We start from the raw sequence: 15,576 nt of genomic DNA, 5'->3' as shown, positions 1-15,576 counted from the left end.
TAAATTTTATTATCTTATTTATTTTCCGGCGAATTTCACCTGAATTCCGGATAACTTTTTTGTAAGGCCTTTTGCAATTCCGGCCACCATATCACGTTCAGCTTGCACAAAGCCGTGGTTCCATATCAATAACGAGGTAGAGCAGAAGCTCAGTGCCAGTACCACACCCAACCTAATAAAGCCCTCCGGCATAAAAAGTCCAGGTAAAAATGACACCCCTATTCCTACTGCAGTAATCACCGCAACCTTTAAAATTATATTCTTGAAAAAAGCATTTATAGACAAGCCGGTTAAGGTGTGAACAATCCTTAACCTGATCACCAGCGAAATCGCTTCCAGGCACAAACCACCTATTAAAACCGAGTAAGCAGGATAACCGGACCTAAGCAGAAAATACGAGAGTGGCAAAGTGAGTAAAACGGTAGAGCCCACAACGGACTGATAAAGCTTAATCTTGCCAGTAGCCTGAACCGCTGTTTTCAATCCGGTCGACATCTGACTAACCACACTGGTCATCAGCACAATCGTACAAAAGGCAGCAGTATACTGAGGCACATTAGATAACCAGAACTTCAAAATAAAGGGCATCTCAATGAGCATGGGAATAACCATGAACAACAGCAGAAAAACAGAAAACTTACTGGATTGAGTAGCCAGTCTGATCATCCTTTCCCTGTCGCCACCGCCTTCACTTTTAACGATCTGCGGATTAAAGGCCCTTACCATCATTACAGAAAAAGATTGCATTTGTGAGTTAACCTGATTGGCAACCGCATAAGATGCATTGATCTTGGCACCATAGAACCTGTTCAATATGATGCTCAACCCCTGAGAGCTGGCCACATAACACAAGGCGCCAAACAAATTCCATCCTGCATAAGAGGCCATTTCTTTCAGCAGTGTATAATTGGCCGAAAAACCGAAACTAAACTTACATTCTGCATATTTCACCGAACACCAGATCGTCTTGATCATCCTGATCAGGATGGTTACCGCTGCAATCAGAATCCCGTAAGTGATCAGCTTATCAAAATGCGTATACAACAGGTAATAAGCAATACCCAGTTTCAATACCGCCTCCAGGATACCACTTAACGAATCGAATAAAAGATCCTCATTTGCATTAATTGCCGCATCGTACGGCACCGCGTTTATGGTAAAAAATGTACTCACCACCATAAAATGAAAAACATACTTTGCCGTTTCAATCCTGCCGTGGGGTATGTTCAGCACACCATCAAAAAGAAACAGTCCGGCAATTTCCAACAGGGCAACAACCAGCAAACCAATAATTAAGTGCAGGGTGATGCTGGTTTTAAATACCTCTTTGTTTTTGTCTACCTCTCCCTTTCCAAGGAAAAACGAGAGATAGCGCTGTGTGGTTACTGTCATCGCACCGTTCAAAAAAGAAAGCATCAGAATAACCCCGGCCAGCAAATTAAAGATACCAAAGTCCTCTGTTCCCAGAGATTTCAATATCAAACGGGTCGAAAACAATGCGATAAACATGGTAATCACCACTTTTCCGTAAAGGAAACCGGTGTTGTAAAAAACTTTTTTAGCGGCTTTCATATTACCCTTTAAAAATTCGTTTCCAGAAACCTTTTTTCGCTATTTCCTCTCCATAACTGCCATAGCCGTAACCATATCCATAAGCATAAGAATCAGACAGCACGATATCGTTTATCACTATTCCTACTTTTTTCATTTTTTTAGTGCGGAACAGATCATCTACAATATGCAGCTGGTTTTTAAGCGTAAACTTATGCCGCACTAAATACAGGCAAACATCAGCATGGGGCTCAAGCAACTGGGCATCGGTAATTATACCTATTGGCGGGGCATCAATAATTATATAGTCAAACTGCGTTCTAAGCTCATCTATTAACTCTTTGGTACGCGGATTCAACAACGTTTCCGCAGGGTTCGGCGGGATAGGGCCCGAACTTACAATAAACAGATCTTCGTGGATATCCAGAGGTTTTACAATATCTTTAGCGGTAAGGCTTTTGTCGACAATGTAATTGGTAAAACCAACACCGTTAGATGTATTTAATTTACCAGACATACCCGGTTTTCGTAAATCCAGCTCCATCAGCAACACACGCTTTCCGGTAATGGCCAACACATTCCCCAGGTTAATTGCCACAAAGGACTTGCCCTCTCCAGACATACTGGAGGTAAGCAAGATAACCTTGGTTTTTTCGTTGTCGTTATGGTAAAAAGACAAATTGGTTCTCAATGCCCTGAACTGTTCGGAAATGGCAGACCTTGAATTGTCGGAAACGGCCAGGTTAGCCGAATCATCACTATGGCTAATTTCTCCCAAAATCGGAACCTCTGTGGCTTCAGTGATGTCCTCCTTGGTATTAATTTTATTATTTAATACATCCAGCAGATAGATGATTCCAATTGGGATGGCTAAACCCATAAACAAACCAACCAGCGCCACTACAGATTTCTTTGGACTAAAAGGCTTAAATTCAGATTTTGGCGGATCAATAGTCCGCGAATTCGCGATATTAGAGGTTTTGGAAATCGCAGTTTCCTCGCTCTTTTGCATCAGGTAGATGTATAGCTCCTGCTTAATCTGTTGTTGTCTGGCCAGGTTTAAATAATTTCTTTCAGTAGCAGGTATCTGCTGAACTTGTCCTTCAACCGACTTCATCTGTCCTTGTAACTGCGCTTTGGTAATCTCCAGTCCGTTTTTAGTAGAGATCAAATTGGCCAGCATATCTGTGCGCATATTTTTGATCTGCTTATCCAGATTGGTAATCACCGGGTTCGTTTCCGTTACACCAAGCAATCTCCTGTCGCGGTCTAAAAGTAAGGCATTATACTTATCTATTAATCCAGTAAAAACCATATCTCCCGGCAAAATTGAACTGGGTAGTACACGATTTCCGCTTTCATCTTTTAAGTAATCCTGCAGATTCGATAAGATACTCAGCTGCGTTTCTACCTTCGACAACTCATTCATAAACGAGCTCGTATTTTGCACCAGCAATTTAGATTGCTCGGTCATGTCGGCAAGGTTGTTTTTCTGCTTAAAACCCTGAATGTTCCCTTCCAGATCACCCAGTTCCGAGCTGATAAAGGCCAGCCTGTTCCTTATAAATTTAATGGTACTGTCGGCAACTTCATTTTTGTCGTCAATATTTCCCTGAACGTACTTATGAATGAGCTCCGTTAAAATATCCTCACCTTTTTTAGGAATGGGGTGATTAATGGTCAGGTCAATTACCGTGATCAGCTTATTTCCAACTGACACGGTCAGGTCGTTCATTAATCCGGCTACCTTCTCATCTATGGAAACAATAGAGAACTTATAGCGCTCATCTTGAACAAAAAGCTGTCCGGGTGTTTTGGTAATGATAAATGTCCCGACTTTAGGGAAAGTGATTTTACCGTTAAACTCTACTACAGTATCTAACAGGCCAGATTTTAGCGAGATTTTGCCATTTTTCAGCAGTTCCAAATCAAAACCTGTTGCCTTAATGGTATCTTCCGGTACAACAAATTGAACTGTAAACGGGCTTTTATAAATTTCTATGTCGTTAACACGACCCTTTTTAATATAGGTAATATTAAGGTGCATGTCCTTTACCACCTGTTCCATCAGGTACCTGGTCTGCAGAATTTCTGCTTCATTGTCTACGGTGCTTTTGGTGCCAAGCAGGCCGCCAAGATCACCGAGAGCATCGGCAGCGGCACCAAGCGCGCTACCTCCCTTTTTTTCATCGTTTACTAAAACCCTTGCCGAGATCCGGAACATAGGTGTGGTGTATCGCAGGTATAAATAGGCCAGGCCTAAACAAAATATTACCGACAACAATATTAATGGCCATTTTCTGATAATCTTGGGCAGTAGCTTACTAATATCCAGGCCTTCATCTTTTGGAAGTTGATTTGATCTTGTACTCATAGGGGATGATTACTAATGAAAAAATGATTAAAGCCTTGTAATTAAAATAATTAAAACGGAGAGCGCTGATCCGAGTATTGCAAAAGTCTGGGTTCTCGATGCGTTGTTCGCAGCTATACGTGCCTTATTTGGCTCTACGTAAATCACATCGTTCTGTTTCAAATAAAAATATGGGCTGTTAAATAATTCTGAGGAATTCAGGCTAAAGCGGGCGAATTCTTTCTTCCCGTTGTTGTCGCGGATAAGCAATACATTCTCTCGTTTACCATAAATGGTGAGATCGCCTGCAAGACCAATCGCATCTAAAATGTTAACCTTTTCATTAGGCAAGGTATAGGCTGCGGGTCTTACCACCTCTCCTAATATGGTAATTTTGAAATTTGCGAAGCGTACCTGAACACTGGGGTTGTTATAAAGTTCGGCAGCTTTTTTTCTGATAAGATCTCTTGCTTCGAAAGTAGTCAATCCAACCAGCTTGATTTTTCCAATAACCGCCAGTTCAATCTCTCCGTTCTTATCAACCAGATAACCGCTAACCTGCTGCTGACCAATGGTAGATGCGGAACTTGCTCCCAAGGCCTGTCCGGTGGTAGTTTGATTAACCACTGCCGAGCTTAGGGGATCTATTGTAAAAATAGACACAGCAAGTATGTCGTCGGGCTGAATTACAGGGTCTGTAAATTGAGCCGTCTTTTCCATTGCAGATTTATCTGCGAGGGAAATGTCCTGAAAGTACGGGACGTTCTTGGTGCTGACGCAGGAAGTAATAAACAATGTAATTAGCAATCCTGCTAAATTCTTTAAAGGGATACTGGGTTTTCTTTTTCTCATAGGTAGGTAGCAATAGTCTATAATAGGTAGATTCTAAAAAAGTGTTCCGACAAAAAGAGGTGCGTAATTTATTTGAGCAAGCAATTACAAAATCTTGAAGAAAAATGAAAATAAAAACGAAAAAAGGAATGAATATTAAAAAAATCCAAACATAACAGAAACTTAATACATAGTTTATCTTCATTTCACATGCAATCATAAGTAATTACTACGTAATCATCCCAAAAAGCACAATAATTGCAATAAAAAGAGGAATGATTGACCAAATATACTGAGATTATTACAAAAAATTAAGAAAAATCATTAATAAAAGTCATAATTAACATTAAAACAACCATAAATTAACATAAAAAACTTAAAATAAACCACATAAAAAATATATATAAACAAAAAGGGTCCCAATTGGGACCCTTTAACATCATTGAAATGTTTTATGTTATTCTACAGTAACCGATTTGGCCAGATTTCTTGGTTGATCTACGTTACAGCCTCTCATTACCGCAATGTGGTAAGACAATAATTGCAATGGTATGGTCGCTAACAATGGCAAGAAAGCTTCGCTGGCATCAGGAATCTCGATGCAGTAATCTGCCATTTTTCTAACTTCAGTATCACCTTCTGTTACGATTGCCAAAACAATTCCTTTTCTGGCTTTAACTTCCTGGATGTTGCTGATTACTTTTTCGTAAGATGAGTTTTTGGTTGCAATAACCACAACCGGCATCTCCTCGTCAATTAAGGCGATAGGACCGTGTTTCATTTCTGCAGCAGGATAACCTTCGGCATGGATGTATGAGATCTCCTTAAGCTTTAATGCGCCTTCCAGTGCTACAGGGAAACCACTTCCTCTACCTAAGAATAAGCAGTTCCGTGAATCCTTAAATTTAGCGGAGATTTCTTTGATCAGGCTTTCTGATTGCAATGCTTTTTCAATTTTCTGAGGGATGTTATCCAATTCGGTTAACAACTCTGTTAATTTTGAGCTTGTTAAGGTTCCTTTTTGCTGTGCAAGGTGGAAAGCGATCAAAGTTAACACGGTAACCTGAGCAGTAAAGGCTTTAGTTGAAGCCACACCAATTTCAGGACCGGCATGCGTATATGCACCAGCATGGGTAAGACGTGGAATAGATGCACCAACCACATTACATACCCCGAAAATAGTTGCCCCTTTTTCTTTGGCCATTTCAATAGCAGCCATGGTATCAGCAGTTTCTCCCGATTGAGAGATGGCAATTACTACATCTTTTTCGGTAATGATTGGGTTTCTATATCTGAATTCCGAAGCATATTCAACTTCAACCGGAATTCTTGAGTATTCTTCAATTAGGTACTCACCAACTAATCCGGCATGCCAAGAAGTACCGCAGGCCACAATGATAATGCGGTCTACATTTTTCAGTTTATGCGCGAACTCACTGATTCCACCAAGCTGTACTCTTCCTTCGTTAGGATAGATGCGACCTCTTAAACAATCTCTGACAGAACGTGGCTGCTCATAAATCTCTTTAAGCATAAAGTGATCGTAACCACCTTTTTCAAGCATTTCCAGTTTCAGATTCAGCTCCTGGATATAAGGAGTCTGCACCACGTTATCTAACCTTTTGATCATTAACTCATCGCGTTTTAAAAATGCGATTTCATTATCGTTCAGGTAGATCACGTTTTTAGTATATTCTACAATTGGTGTAGCATCAGAAGCGATAAAATATTCGCCCTGGCCAACACCTATAACCATAGGGCTACCTTTTCTTGCCGCAATCAGCTGATCAGGCTTTGCTTCGTCCATTACTACGATCGCATAAGCTCCGCTCACTTCATGAAGGGCAAGCCTTACTGCTTCCAGCAGATCAATGTTTTCTTCTTTATAGATTTCTTCAATCAGGTGAATCAATACTTCGGTATCCGTATCACTGTTAAACTCATGCCCTTTGCTGATCAGCATTTCTTTAAGGGTAGCATAATTTTCAATGATTCCGTTATGGATGATGGATAAATCGCCACTATGCGAAGTGTGCGGGTGCGAATTTCTGTCAGAAGGAGCACCATGTGTTGCCCATCTTGTATGTCCAATACCAATGGTTCCAGAAAGGTTTTTGCCTTCAGCAAAATTTTCAAGTTCCTGTACTTTTCCGGCTTTCTTGTATATATTCAAGCCGTCATTATTGATTAGTGCTATACCAGCGCTATCGTAACCGCGATATTCTAACCGCTTTAATCCTTTAATAACTAAAGGCCAGGCTTCTCTATGGCCTATGTAACCAACTATTCCACACATATTTTTTCAATAGGTAAATAAATAAAAAAACGTTAATAAAATTTGTCAAACTTAAGGCTTTAAACTCAAATTTAATAATGATTTTTTCTAAAAATCGGGCTCTAATGGCAAAATCAAACGTTTGCATGCTTTTAAGCAATCATTTTTGAAAAGGGTATCCGAAACGCAGCAGTTAAAACTGAGCATTTTTTCGGCCCGGCAGATATTTAGGCTAATTTCCGGTGCTTCAAAAACATAAAATACCGGTAATTAATTCATAAGAATTATTAGGAAACGACATCAAACTCTTCAAACTTAGAGTTCTTGCTTTTAAATTCCGGAACAATAGTTTTCATTTGTATAACTACTTTTCTGTTATCATTGATTACAGCGTGGTCCACCAATTTATAGATTTGGGCTTCTATTTCATTGAAAACATATTCGCGCACTTTGCCAATCATGATCTTTTCATGATGCGTAGGCATGGTGTTTTCATTATCGTTCAAAAGCTCTTCGTATAATTTCTCACCTGGTCTTAAACCAGAGTAGGTAATTTTTATATCTTCATTAGGCACCAAACCTGCAAGGCGAATCATTTTCTTTGCCAGTTCTACAATTTTAACTGACTTACCCATATCGAAAACGAAGATTTCACCTCCTTTACCCATGCAACCTGCTTCAAGCACTAACCTACACGCTTCAGGGATGGTCATAAAATAGCGGGTAATTTCCGGATGAGTAACCGTTACGGGTCCACCCTTTTCTATTTGTTGTTTAAACCTTGGAATTACTGACCCATTAGATCCTAAAACATTTCCAAAACGAGTAGTAATAAACCTGGTGATCGGTTTTACGTTTAAATCATTAATGTACCCCAATCCATTTGAGAATACAAAATCATTAGTGGTTAATGAGTTATTTAATGACTGCACATAGATCTCAGCAATGCGTTTAGAAGCACCCATTATATTGGTTGGGTTAACTGCTTTATCGGTAGAGATCATAACAAATTTTTGAACACCATGTTTTACCGATAGGTCAGCAATTGTTTTTGTGCCCAATACATTCGTTTTAATTGCCTCTGCCGGATTATCTTCCATCATAGGCACATGTTTGTATGCCGCCGCATGATATACATAGTGGGGCTTAAAGGTATCAAACAAGAAATTCATGCGTTTCTCGTCTTTCACATCTCCTATAAACGCGTGGAAATTAATGTCTTTATGGGTTTCCTCAAGCTCAAGATATAGGTGGTGAAGCGCAGTCTCACTATGGTCACATAGAATGATCAGGCCAGATTCAAACTTCAAGACCTGTCTTACTATTTCGCTACCAATAGATCCCGCAGCGCCAGTAATTAGAATTCTTTTGTCTTGTAGTTGTTTTTTTATCCCTTCAGTATCGATTTGAATTGGTTTTCTGTTTAGTAAATCCTCAATGTTCAGGTTCTGAATCTGTGCTGTACTTACGTCACCACGGGCCCAAACATCCGGTGGTGGGATATTAAGAATCTTAACATCATTCTCCAAACAAACATCAACGATTTGCTCTTTTCTATCCGATGGGATGGTATATGAAGCAAATATCACTTCATCCACTTCATGTTTGATGATTAAGGTTTCAAGTGTAGCCGCATCAAGGATTTTAACTCCGTCAATGGTTTTTCCAACTTTTCGCAAATCATCGTCTACATAAGCAATGATTGTTTTGTTTACTTTGGCATCATGATCAAAAGTTCTTTTGGTTGCAACGCCTGCCTCGCCGGCGCCATAAATAATTATTCTGATCTTATCCAGTTTCGCGTTTTTGATGTACATAAAAAAGTACTTTACAATCACTCTGTAGGTTATTAAGAACAGAAAACTAAATAAGGAGTATATGATTATAGTAACATTGCTGAGAATCCGGTCCCCTCCCAATACGATAATTATTGCATTTGAAAAGAAAATTGTTAGAGAACTTAACACTACCGCAAATAGAATTCTGAACGAATCCTGTGCACTTGTATACCGAACAATACCAGCAAAAGTCTTAATATTGAAAAAAACAAGGGTATTTACAACAACAACAAGTAATACCGATTTATATAATGCTAATAAATTTATATTTTCTATTATAAAGTTATTCTTCAGAACTTTTGCAAGCACGAGTGCAAATATACTCAAGCAAATATCTATTGTGAATATAATCCAGCGCGGTACAATTTCTAGTTTAGTGAACATTCATTGGGCGATTTTTATCCAAAAGCAAACTAACAATAATTAAACCAAATTTTAAATACCCATAAATAGGTATTTATTAAACCATAAATAATGCAAAACAAAAAGCCTTAATTAACTAGTAATTAAGGCTTTTAGACTTAATAGAATATTTAAAATACTCTTGAGATTCCTTTTATTACTCTCTGCAAATCTTCTTCAGTTAAATTAGATCCTGAAGGAAGACACAAACCATTACGGAACAACTCCTCAGAGACTCCATTGCCATAAAAAGGACTATTTGCAAAAACAGGCTGCATATGCATCGGTTTCCAAAGTGGTCTACTTTCAATGTTGTCTTCTAAAAGTATATTGTAGAGGCTCTTTTTGTTAATCCCATTAGTTTTAGCAGGATTCACATGAATTGTACTCAACCATCTGTTTGAAAAATAACCTTCGGGCTCTTCCAAAACACTTATACCTTCAAAGGCAGTTAATTCTTTTTTATAAAATTCAAAATTTGATCTTCTTTTATCTACGCGATCCTGCAAAACTTCCATTTGCCCTCTCCCAATTCCAGCAGAAACATTGCTCATTCTATAGTTATAACCAATAACACTATGCTCATAGTGATGTGCCTTATCTCTTGCTTGCGTTGCTAAAAACCGGGCTTGCTTAATATAATCATCCTGATCAGAAATTAAAGCGCCCCCACCAGAGGTAGTGATAATTTTATTGCCATTAAATGAGAGAATCCCCATTAGGCCAAAGGTGCCCATGGCTTTTCCATTGATACTTGAACCAAGAGCCTCCGCAGCATCTTCGATAACTGGAATTTCAAATTCATTGGCAATCGCCATAATTTTATCCATTTGCGCGGGCATCCCATACAAATGTACAGGGATGATCGCTTTAGGCTTGCGGCCTTTTGCAATTCGGTCTATGATCGCTTCGCGTAACAAATCCGGGCACATATTCCAGGTTTCCTTTTCGCTATCTATAAAAACTGGTGTTGCTCCTACATATGCAATTGGATTCGCACTTGCCGAAAAAGTCATAGATTGACAAATCACCTCATCACCTGGTTTTACATCAAGCATAATTAAAGCAAGATGAATAGCAGAAGTTCCAGAACTTAAGGCAGCCGCATATTTTGAACCAGTATAAGTTACGAGGTCGTCCTCAAAGCCATCTACATGAGGGCCAAGAGGAGCAATCCAATTAGTTTCGAAGGCCTCAGTAACATATTTAAGTTCATTGTCTCCCATATGAGGAGAAGAAAGCCATATTTTATTGTTCATTTTCCTGTATTATAACTATTTATTAAATAAACTCAAATTATGAGCCAACACCATTAACTAAGAAGCCAATTTGTTTTAATTTGGTCTTATCTAAAATATTTCGGCCATCAAAAACATGGGCAGGTTTTAACATGTTATCAAATATTCGTTGCCAATCATAGTCATTAAATTCGTCCCATTCCGTAAGAACCGCAATTGCGTGTGCGTTTTTACACGTGTCATATGGATCATTTTCAATTTTCAACAATTGTTTATTTTCGCTGCTACTTCGGGTAGCTAAATAGTCCAAATCAACATAAATCTGTTGCTCTGGAACTTTAGGATCATAAACCGAAATCTCGGCTTGCTCATATAAAAGGTGATCTGCAACATAAATAGCTGCTGATTCACGGGTATCATTCGTATCTTTTTTAAATGCCCAACCTAAAAAAGCAATTTTTTTGCCATTTACTGTGTTGTACAAATTCTTTATGATCTTATTAGCGAAACGGAGTTTCTGATGATCATTCATAATAATCACTTGTTCCCAATAGTCCGCTACCTGATTCAATCCATAAGAACGAGCAATATAAACAAGATTTAAAATATCTTTTTGAAAACATGAACCTCCAAATCCGACTGACGCCTTCAGAAATTTCGAACCAATTCGACTATCGGTACCAATTGCTTTTGCCACTTCATTAATGTCCGCTTCAGTGTACTCACATAATTCCGACAAAGAATTAATAGAAGATACTCTTTGGGCCAGAAATGCATTTGCAGTCAATTTTGACAACTCTGAGGACCAAATATTAGTTGTAAGGATTTTTTCTAATGGCACCCATCTCGCATAAACCTCAACCAGTGCATTGATGGATTTAATCCCTTCATCCGTTTGTTCTCCCCCAATCAATACACGATCAGGGGCTAATAGATCTTGAACTGCAGTACCCTCAGCTAAAAACTCAGGGTTAGAAAGAATATGAAATTTAACTCCGTTCCCTGTGTGTTTAAGAATTTCTTTTAATGTACTTGCAGTTCTAACTGGGAGTGTTGACTTCTCGATAATTATTTTGTCACTCGTGCTAACACGTGCAATCTGACGGGCACAGAGTTCGATCCACTTAAGATCGGCGGCTTGGCCCTTGCCAGCTCCATAAGTTTTAGTTGGAGTATTTACTGAAATAAAAATTGCGTCAGCCTCATCAATTGCCTTTTCCACGTCAGTTGAAAAGAATAAATTACGGCCTCTGGCTTCATTAACTATATCGCCTAAGCCAGGTTCGTAAACGGGTATATTGTTGATATCAGCATCATTCCATGCAGCAATTCTTGCTTCGTTCAAGTCAACAACAGTTACCTTAATATCTGGACATTGATTTGCAATAACCGACATTGTGGGTCCGCCTACATAGCCAGCCCCTATACAACATATTTTTTTAATGATCATTTAATTATATTTAATTTTAAAGCTTAAGACTATTTATTGCTTATCGATATAAATTATCTTTCTCGCCCCTATCACCAAAAATCATTCCAAATGACTAATTATTGTTTAATAATCCTGCCTGGATTTCCAACAACAGTACACCCATCTGGAACATCTTTTATAATCACTGAACCGGCTCCAATAATGCACCACTTTCCAATAGTTATACCCTGAATTATAGAAGCGCCGATACCTATATGGCTTCCTTCTCCGATTGATACATTCCCAGCCAAGGCTACATTAGGTGAAATATGAACATAATCCTCGATGAAGCAATCATGATCAATACTAGAATTTGTATTAATTATAGCGTGGTCACCTATCTTAACGTCGCAATTAATAGTTGCACCAGCCATTATAATTGACCCTATTCCAATATACGATCTGGAAGAAATATTCGACTTAGGATGCACTGCTGATGTGTAATTATAAGAATTATTAGCAACAATATTTTTTCTAATCTTATTATTTCCAATAGCTATGATAACATTATCAGTTTGATTAAAAGATTTTGGAAACTCATGATAAACACTATAGTCTAGAAGCTTTTCGATAGTTTGATTGCTATCAACCAATCCTAAAATTTGGCGATTTTGCAATTCCAAAATCTCTAAAATAACTTTAGCGTGGCCGCTCGCACCAATTAAATATATCATTAAATATTACCCCTAAATTTTTGAGCTGTTACATGTCCCTCCTGACTAATACCCTCACTTTTAACAACTTTAAGTATAGTTAACCAAAATATCTTTGCATCCAAAATTAAAGATATATTATCCACATACCAAACATCATATATAAACTTCTGTTCCCAAGAGATTGCATTGCGCCCATTTACCTGCGCCCAACCAGTTATACCCGGCTTAACTTCATGTCTGCGTAACTGTATTTCGCTATATAATGGCAAATATTCTGGCAGAAGAGGTCTTGGACCAATTAAACTCATATCTCCCTTTATTACGTTGATTAATTGTGTAATTTCATCCAGGGATGTTTTACGAATGAATCTTCCTATACCTGTTAAACGATCAGAATCAGAAAGCAATTTACCCTCTCTGTCTTTTCTGTCATTCATCGTTTTAAACTTTATAACTTTAAAGATGCGACCATGCTTACCCGGGCGCTCTTGAAAAAAAAACGGAGCTCCAGAATTCGTTATACACAATAAAAGTGTAACAATTATAAATACAGGAGATAATAGTAAGAATCCAATCAAAGCTAAAATGAAGTCTAAAATTGGTTTTATAATATTTTTATACATCACTAGTTGATCTGATTAATATTTAAATTGTTTATTACATTACTAAACTCACGGCACAAAATTGACTTATCAAATTTATGCTCTGCAAGTTTTCTGGATTCTTCTCCTAGTCTTTGCACTATCTCTGGATTATTTTGCAAAAAAACAATTTTATCTGCTAACTCTTCCGGATTATTCGGATTCACATAATATCCACAGCCTTCTTCTTCTACTAAGTTCTTGGTCCATCCTGCAGAATTTACAATAATTGGCTTGCCCGCGGATAAAGAATCAAAAAGCTTATTTGGTGAATTTGTATATAAAATTGGAATGTCTAAAAAGCTTACTATTGAGACATCACAAAAATTAACAATTTCTGAAGTTTTAGCCATCGGGAACTTACCTAAAAAGTGAACATTTACAATTTGGTATTCCTCACACAGCTTTATTAATGATTCTTCAGTTGACCCACCGCCTAAAAAAATAAACTCTACGTTGATTCCTTTTAGAAGTTTGGCGCTTTCAATAATAGTGTTCGCCCCATTTGCTAAGCCGAGAGATCCAAAATGTACTATCTTAAAGCTATCGACGCGCAGGCCTAAGTCTTTAAGCAATTCGTAATTTTTTGCTCTTGGCCAAAATTCATTAATCTTTGCCATGTTCGGAATCATTGTAGTATTTTGTTTATCTCCTCCATTAGAGATTATACCATCAGCCATGCCAGGAGATAGTGCAATAACATGCTCAGCGTTTAAGTAAATGGTACGTTCGAACCATTTTGCAATCCTTATTAAAAATGAATTTTTTAGCCCCCCCATCTGAATTGGAACTTCAGGCCATAAATCTCGCACTTCGAAAACATAAGGAATATTCTTTATTTTTTTCATCAATAAAGCTGGAAATCCTATCGTTAATGGAGTTGAAGTAGCTATTACCAAATTGATATCTTTAGTCTTCAAAGCAGTCACAGAAGCCTTATACATAAAGCTTAAAAAAGATTTCATCCTTCCCAAAATACTCATTTTTTGATCATAAGGAACTTTAAGATATACAACTTCAATTTCATCTATGATTTTGGTCTCTTTCTTTGAAATTATAGATGAACTTGTGGTTAGCATCGTCACATGATGCCCCGCATTTACAAGCTCTTTTGCTACCCAATAAGATCTAGTTCCTCCAGGCTCAGCTGGTGTTTTGAAATACTGATGGATGTATAAAATTCTCATAAACTACCTAACTATATACCTTTTGCATTTTTAACGCGATCGTCGACCAATTATGATTTTCTCCAATATGTTCTGGGCTAAATCGATACTTTTGATAATTGCTTATGATGTTTTCAATTCCCATCGCAATACTATCTATCTTACTTGCATTAATGGCTTCTCCAATATGACTATCATACAAACCATCTATGCCCTCACCTTTTGTATATAATACAGGAAGTCCTTGTGTCAAGGCTTCAATATAAACAAGCCCAAAAGTTTCGTTCTTAGAAGGCATTGCAAAAATATGATTTTGCTTATAATGGTTAAGAAGAACTTCTTTTTCCAGAATCTCCCCGTGATAAGTTATCCAAGAACTTCTCGCTTTGCAAAGCTTCATAACATTATCAAATTGACTTCCCCCCTTTCCAATAAGGTTTAGCACGCAATTCTTTCCGCCAGCTCTAACCACCTCGACAGCTCTAATTAATGCCTCGACATTTTTACCCTTAGTAAATTTACCTATGTAAAGGATTTGAACGGCATGTTCGTCCAAATGCTTTTGAACACCAAATTGTTTCAACCAAAATTTATCAATTCCATTAGGTATTACCATACTCTTAGAACTCAAAATAGAGAGATGATTCTTGATATAAGGGTGTCTATAGAATCGTTCCCTATATACAGGTGAAATAAATATAATGCTCTTTGCATTAAGCAGTATTTTGATCCCGTAGGACCTAAGATGCAGCATATATCTAAAAAATAAATTTAGATCAGTATTTCTAATAGTTATAACATATGGAATATCATATAACTTATGTAGTTCATAAGCAACCCCTCCATCGCTATACCAAGTATGGGCATGAATTAAATCAAAATCGATGAGACTTAATGACTTATTAACGTCAGACACTACCCTCTTTATTTTAGCATTATAATTAATTCGGGTATAATTACTTAAAATATCTCTATATAGTATTTTTGAACTATCAATCTTAAAATCTATCCGGTTCCTATCAAATTGCTCCGTTGATCTTACTGCAGTATAGATAGATTGGCTAAAGCCTAAAAAATCTAGTTCTTGAAATAAATTCTTATATACAGTTGACCCTGAAAAGTCGTTTGCTAAGTGCAAAATTCTATTTTTCACT

The 15,576-nt window shown here is 37.6% G+C and carries 11 protein-coding genes; all 11 read right to left on the bottom strand.

The window, feature by feature from the left end:
• Positions 1-18: 18 nt before the first annotated feature.
• Positions 19-1,572, bottom strand: coding sequence for a lipopolysaccharide biosynthesis protein (locus tag N824_RS02330; RefSeq protein ID WP_048903531.1), 1,554 nt, complete (start codon positions 1,570-1,572; stop codon positions 19-21).
• Position 1,573: 1 nt separating this feature from the next.
• Positions 1,574-3,925, bottom strand: a complete 2,352-nt coding sequence (locus tag N824_RS02325) for a polysaccharide biosynthesis tyrosine autokinase (protein ID WP_048903530.1) — start codon at positions 3,923-3,925, stop codon at positions 1,574-1,576.
• A 27-nt stretch (positions 3,926-3,952) separates the two neighbouring features.
• Positions 3,953-4,756, bottom strand: a complete 804-nt coding sequence (locus N824_RS02320) for a polysaccharide biosynthesis/export family protein (RefSeq protein ID WP_048903529.1) — start codon at positions 4,754-4,756, stop codon at positions 3,953-3,955.
• A 436-nt stretch (positions 4,757-5,192) separates the two neighbouring features.
• Positions 5,193-7,031, bottom strand: coding sequence for a glutamine--fructose-6-phosphate transaminase (isomerizing) (glmS, locus tag N824_RS02315; protein ID WP_048903528.1), 1,839 nt, complete (start codon positions 7,029-7,031; stop codon positions 5,193-5,195).
• 266 nt (positions 7,032-7,297) lie between these two features.
• Entirely contained in the window at positions 7,298-9,232 is a 1,935-nt protein-coding gene (locus N824_RS02310) for a nucleoside-diphosphate sugar epimerase/dehydratase (RefSeq protein WP_048903527.1), read from the bottom strand.
• Between the two features lie 149 nt (positions 9,233-9,381).
• Entirely contained in the window at positions 9,382-10,509 is a 1,128-nt protein-coding gene (locus tag N824_RS02305) for a DegT/DnrJ/EryC1/StrS aminotransferase family protein (RefSeq protein ID WP_048903526.1), read from the bottom strand.
• Positions 10,510-10,546: 37 nt separating this feature from the next.
• A complete protein-coding gene (locus N824_RS02300) occupies positions 10,547-11,938 on the bottom strand; it encodes a nucleotide sugar dehydrogenase (RefSeq protein ID WP_048903525.1) in 1,392 nt (463 codons plus the stop codon).
• A gap of 98 nt (positions 11,939-12,036) precedes the next feature.
• Positions 12,037-12,633: an acetyltransferase gene (locus N824_RS02295; RefSeq protein WP_235206966.1), complete on the bottom strand. Its 597-nt coding sequence runs from the start codon at positions 12,631-12,633 to the stop codon at positions 12,037-12,039.
• Complete coding sequence (locus N824_RS02290; RefSeq protein WP_048903524.1) at positions 12,633-13,238, bottom strand: sugar transferase; 606 nt, start codon at positions 13,236-13,238, stop codon at positions 12,633-12,635. Before N824_RS02290 ends, N824_RS02295 begins: the two co-directional genes overlap by 1 nt.
• A 2-nt stretch (positions 13,239-13,240) precedes the next feature.
• Positions 13,241-14,443: a glycosyltransferase family 4 protein gene (locus N824_RS02285; RefSeq protein WP_048903523.1), complete on the bottom strand. Its 1,203-nt coding sequence runs from the start codon at positions 14,441-14,443 to the stop codon at positions 13,241-13,243.
• Positions 14,444-14,450: 7 nt separating this feature from the next.
• Complete coding sequence (locus N824_RS02280; protein WP_048903522.1) at positions 14,451-15,575, bottom strand: glycosyltransferase family 4 protein; 1,125 nt, start codon at positions 15,573-15,575, stop codon at positions 14,451-14,453.
• Between the last annotated feature and the right edge of the window lies 1 nt (position 15,576).

This window comes from Pedobacter sp. V48 (genome assembly GCF_000523515.1).
GTDB lineage: Bacteria > Bacteroidota > Bacteroidia > Sphingobacteriales > Sphingobacteriaceae > Pedobacter.
This window is presented reverse-complemented; position numbering and strand designations above follow the sequence as displayed.

Excerpts from the sequence above, each read along its gene's own strand:
- N824_RS02325 (WP_048903530.1), bottom strand. The coding sequence starts at position 3,925 with ATGAGTACAAGATCAAATCAACTTCCAAAAGATGAAGGCCTGGATATT.
- N824_RS02300 (WP_048903525.1), bottom strand. The coding sequence starts at position 11,938 with ATGATCATTAAAAAAATATGTTGTATAGGGGCTGGCTATGTAGGCGGA.
- N824_RS02295 (WP_235206966.1), bottom strand. The coding sequence starts at position 12,633 with ATGATATATTTAATTGGTGCGAGCGGCCACGCTAAAGTTATTTTAGAG.
- glmS (WP_048903528.1), bottom strand. The coding sequence starts at position 7,031 with ATGTGTGGAATAGTTGGTTACATAGGCCATAGAGAAGCCTGGCCTTTA.
- N824_RS02320 (WP_048903529.1), bottom strand. The coding sequence starts at position 4,756 with ATGAGAAAAAGAAAACCCAGTATCCCTTTAAAGAATTTAGCAGGATTG.
- N824_RS02305 (WP_048903526.1), bottom strand. The coding sequence starts at position 10,509 with ATGAACAATAAAATATGGCTTTCTTCTCCTCATATGGGAGACAATGAA.
- N824_RS02310 (WP_048903527.1), bottom strand. The coding sequence starts at position 9,232 with ATGTTCACTAAACTAGAAATTGTACCGCGCTGGATTATATTCACAATA.
- N824_RS02285 (WP_048903523.1), bottom strand. The coding sequence starts at position 14,443 with ATGAGAATTTTATACATCCATCAGTATTTCAAAACACCAGCTGAGCCT.
- N824_RS02330 (WP_048903531.1), bottom strand. The coding sequence starts at position 1,572 with ATGAAAGCCGCTAAAAAAGTTTTTTACAACACCGGTTTCCTTTACGGA.
- N824_RS02290 (WP_048903524.1), bottom strand. The coding sequence starts at position 13,238 with ATGTATAAAAATATTATAAAACCAATTTTAGACTTCATTTTAGCTTTG.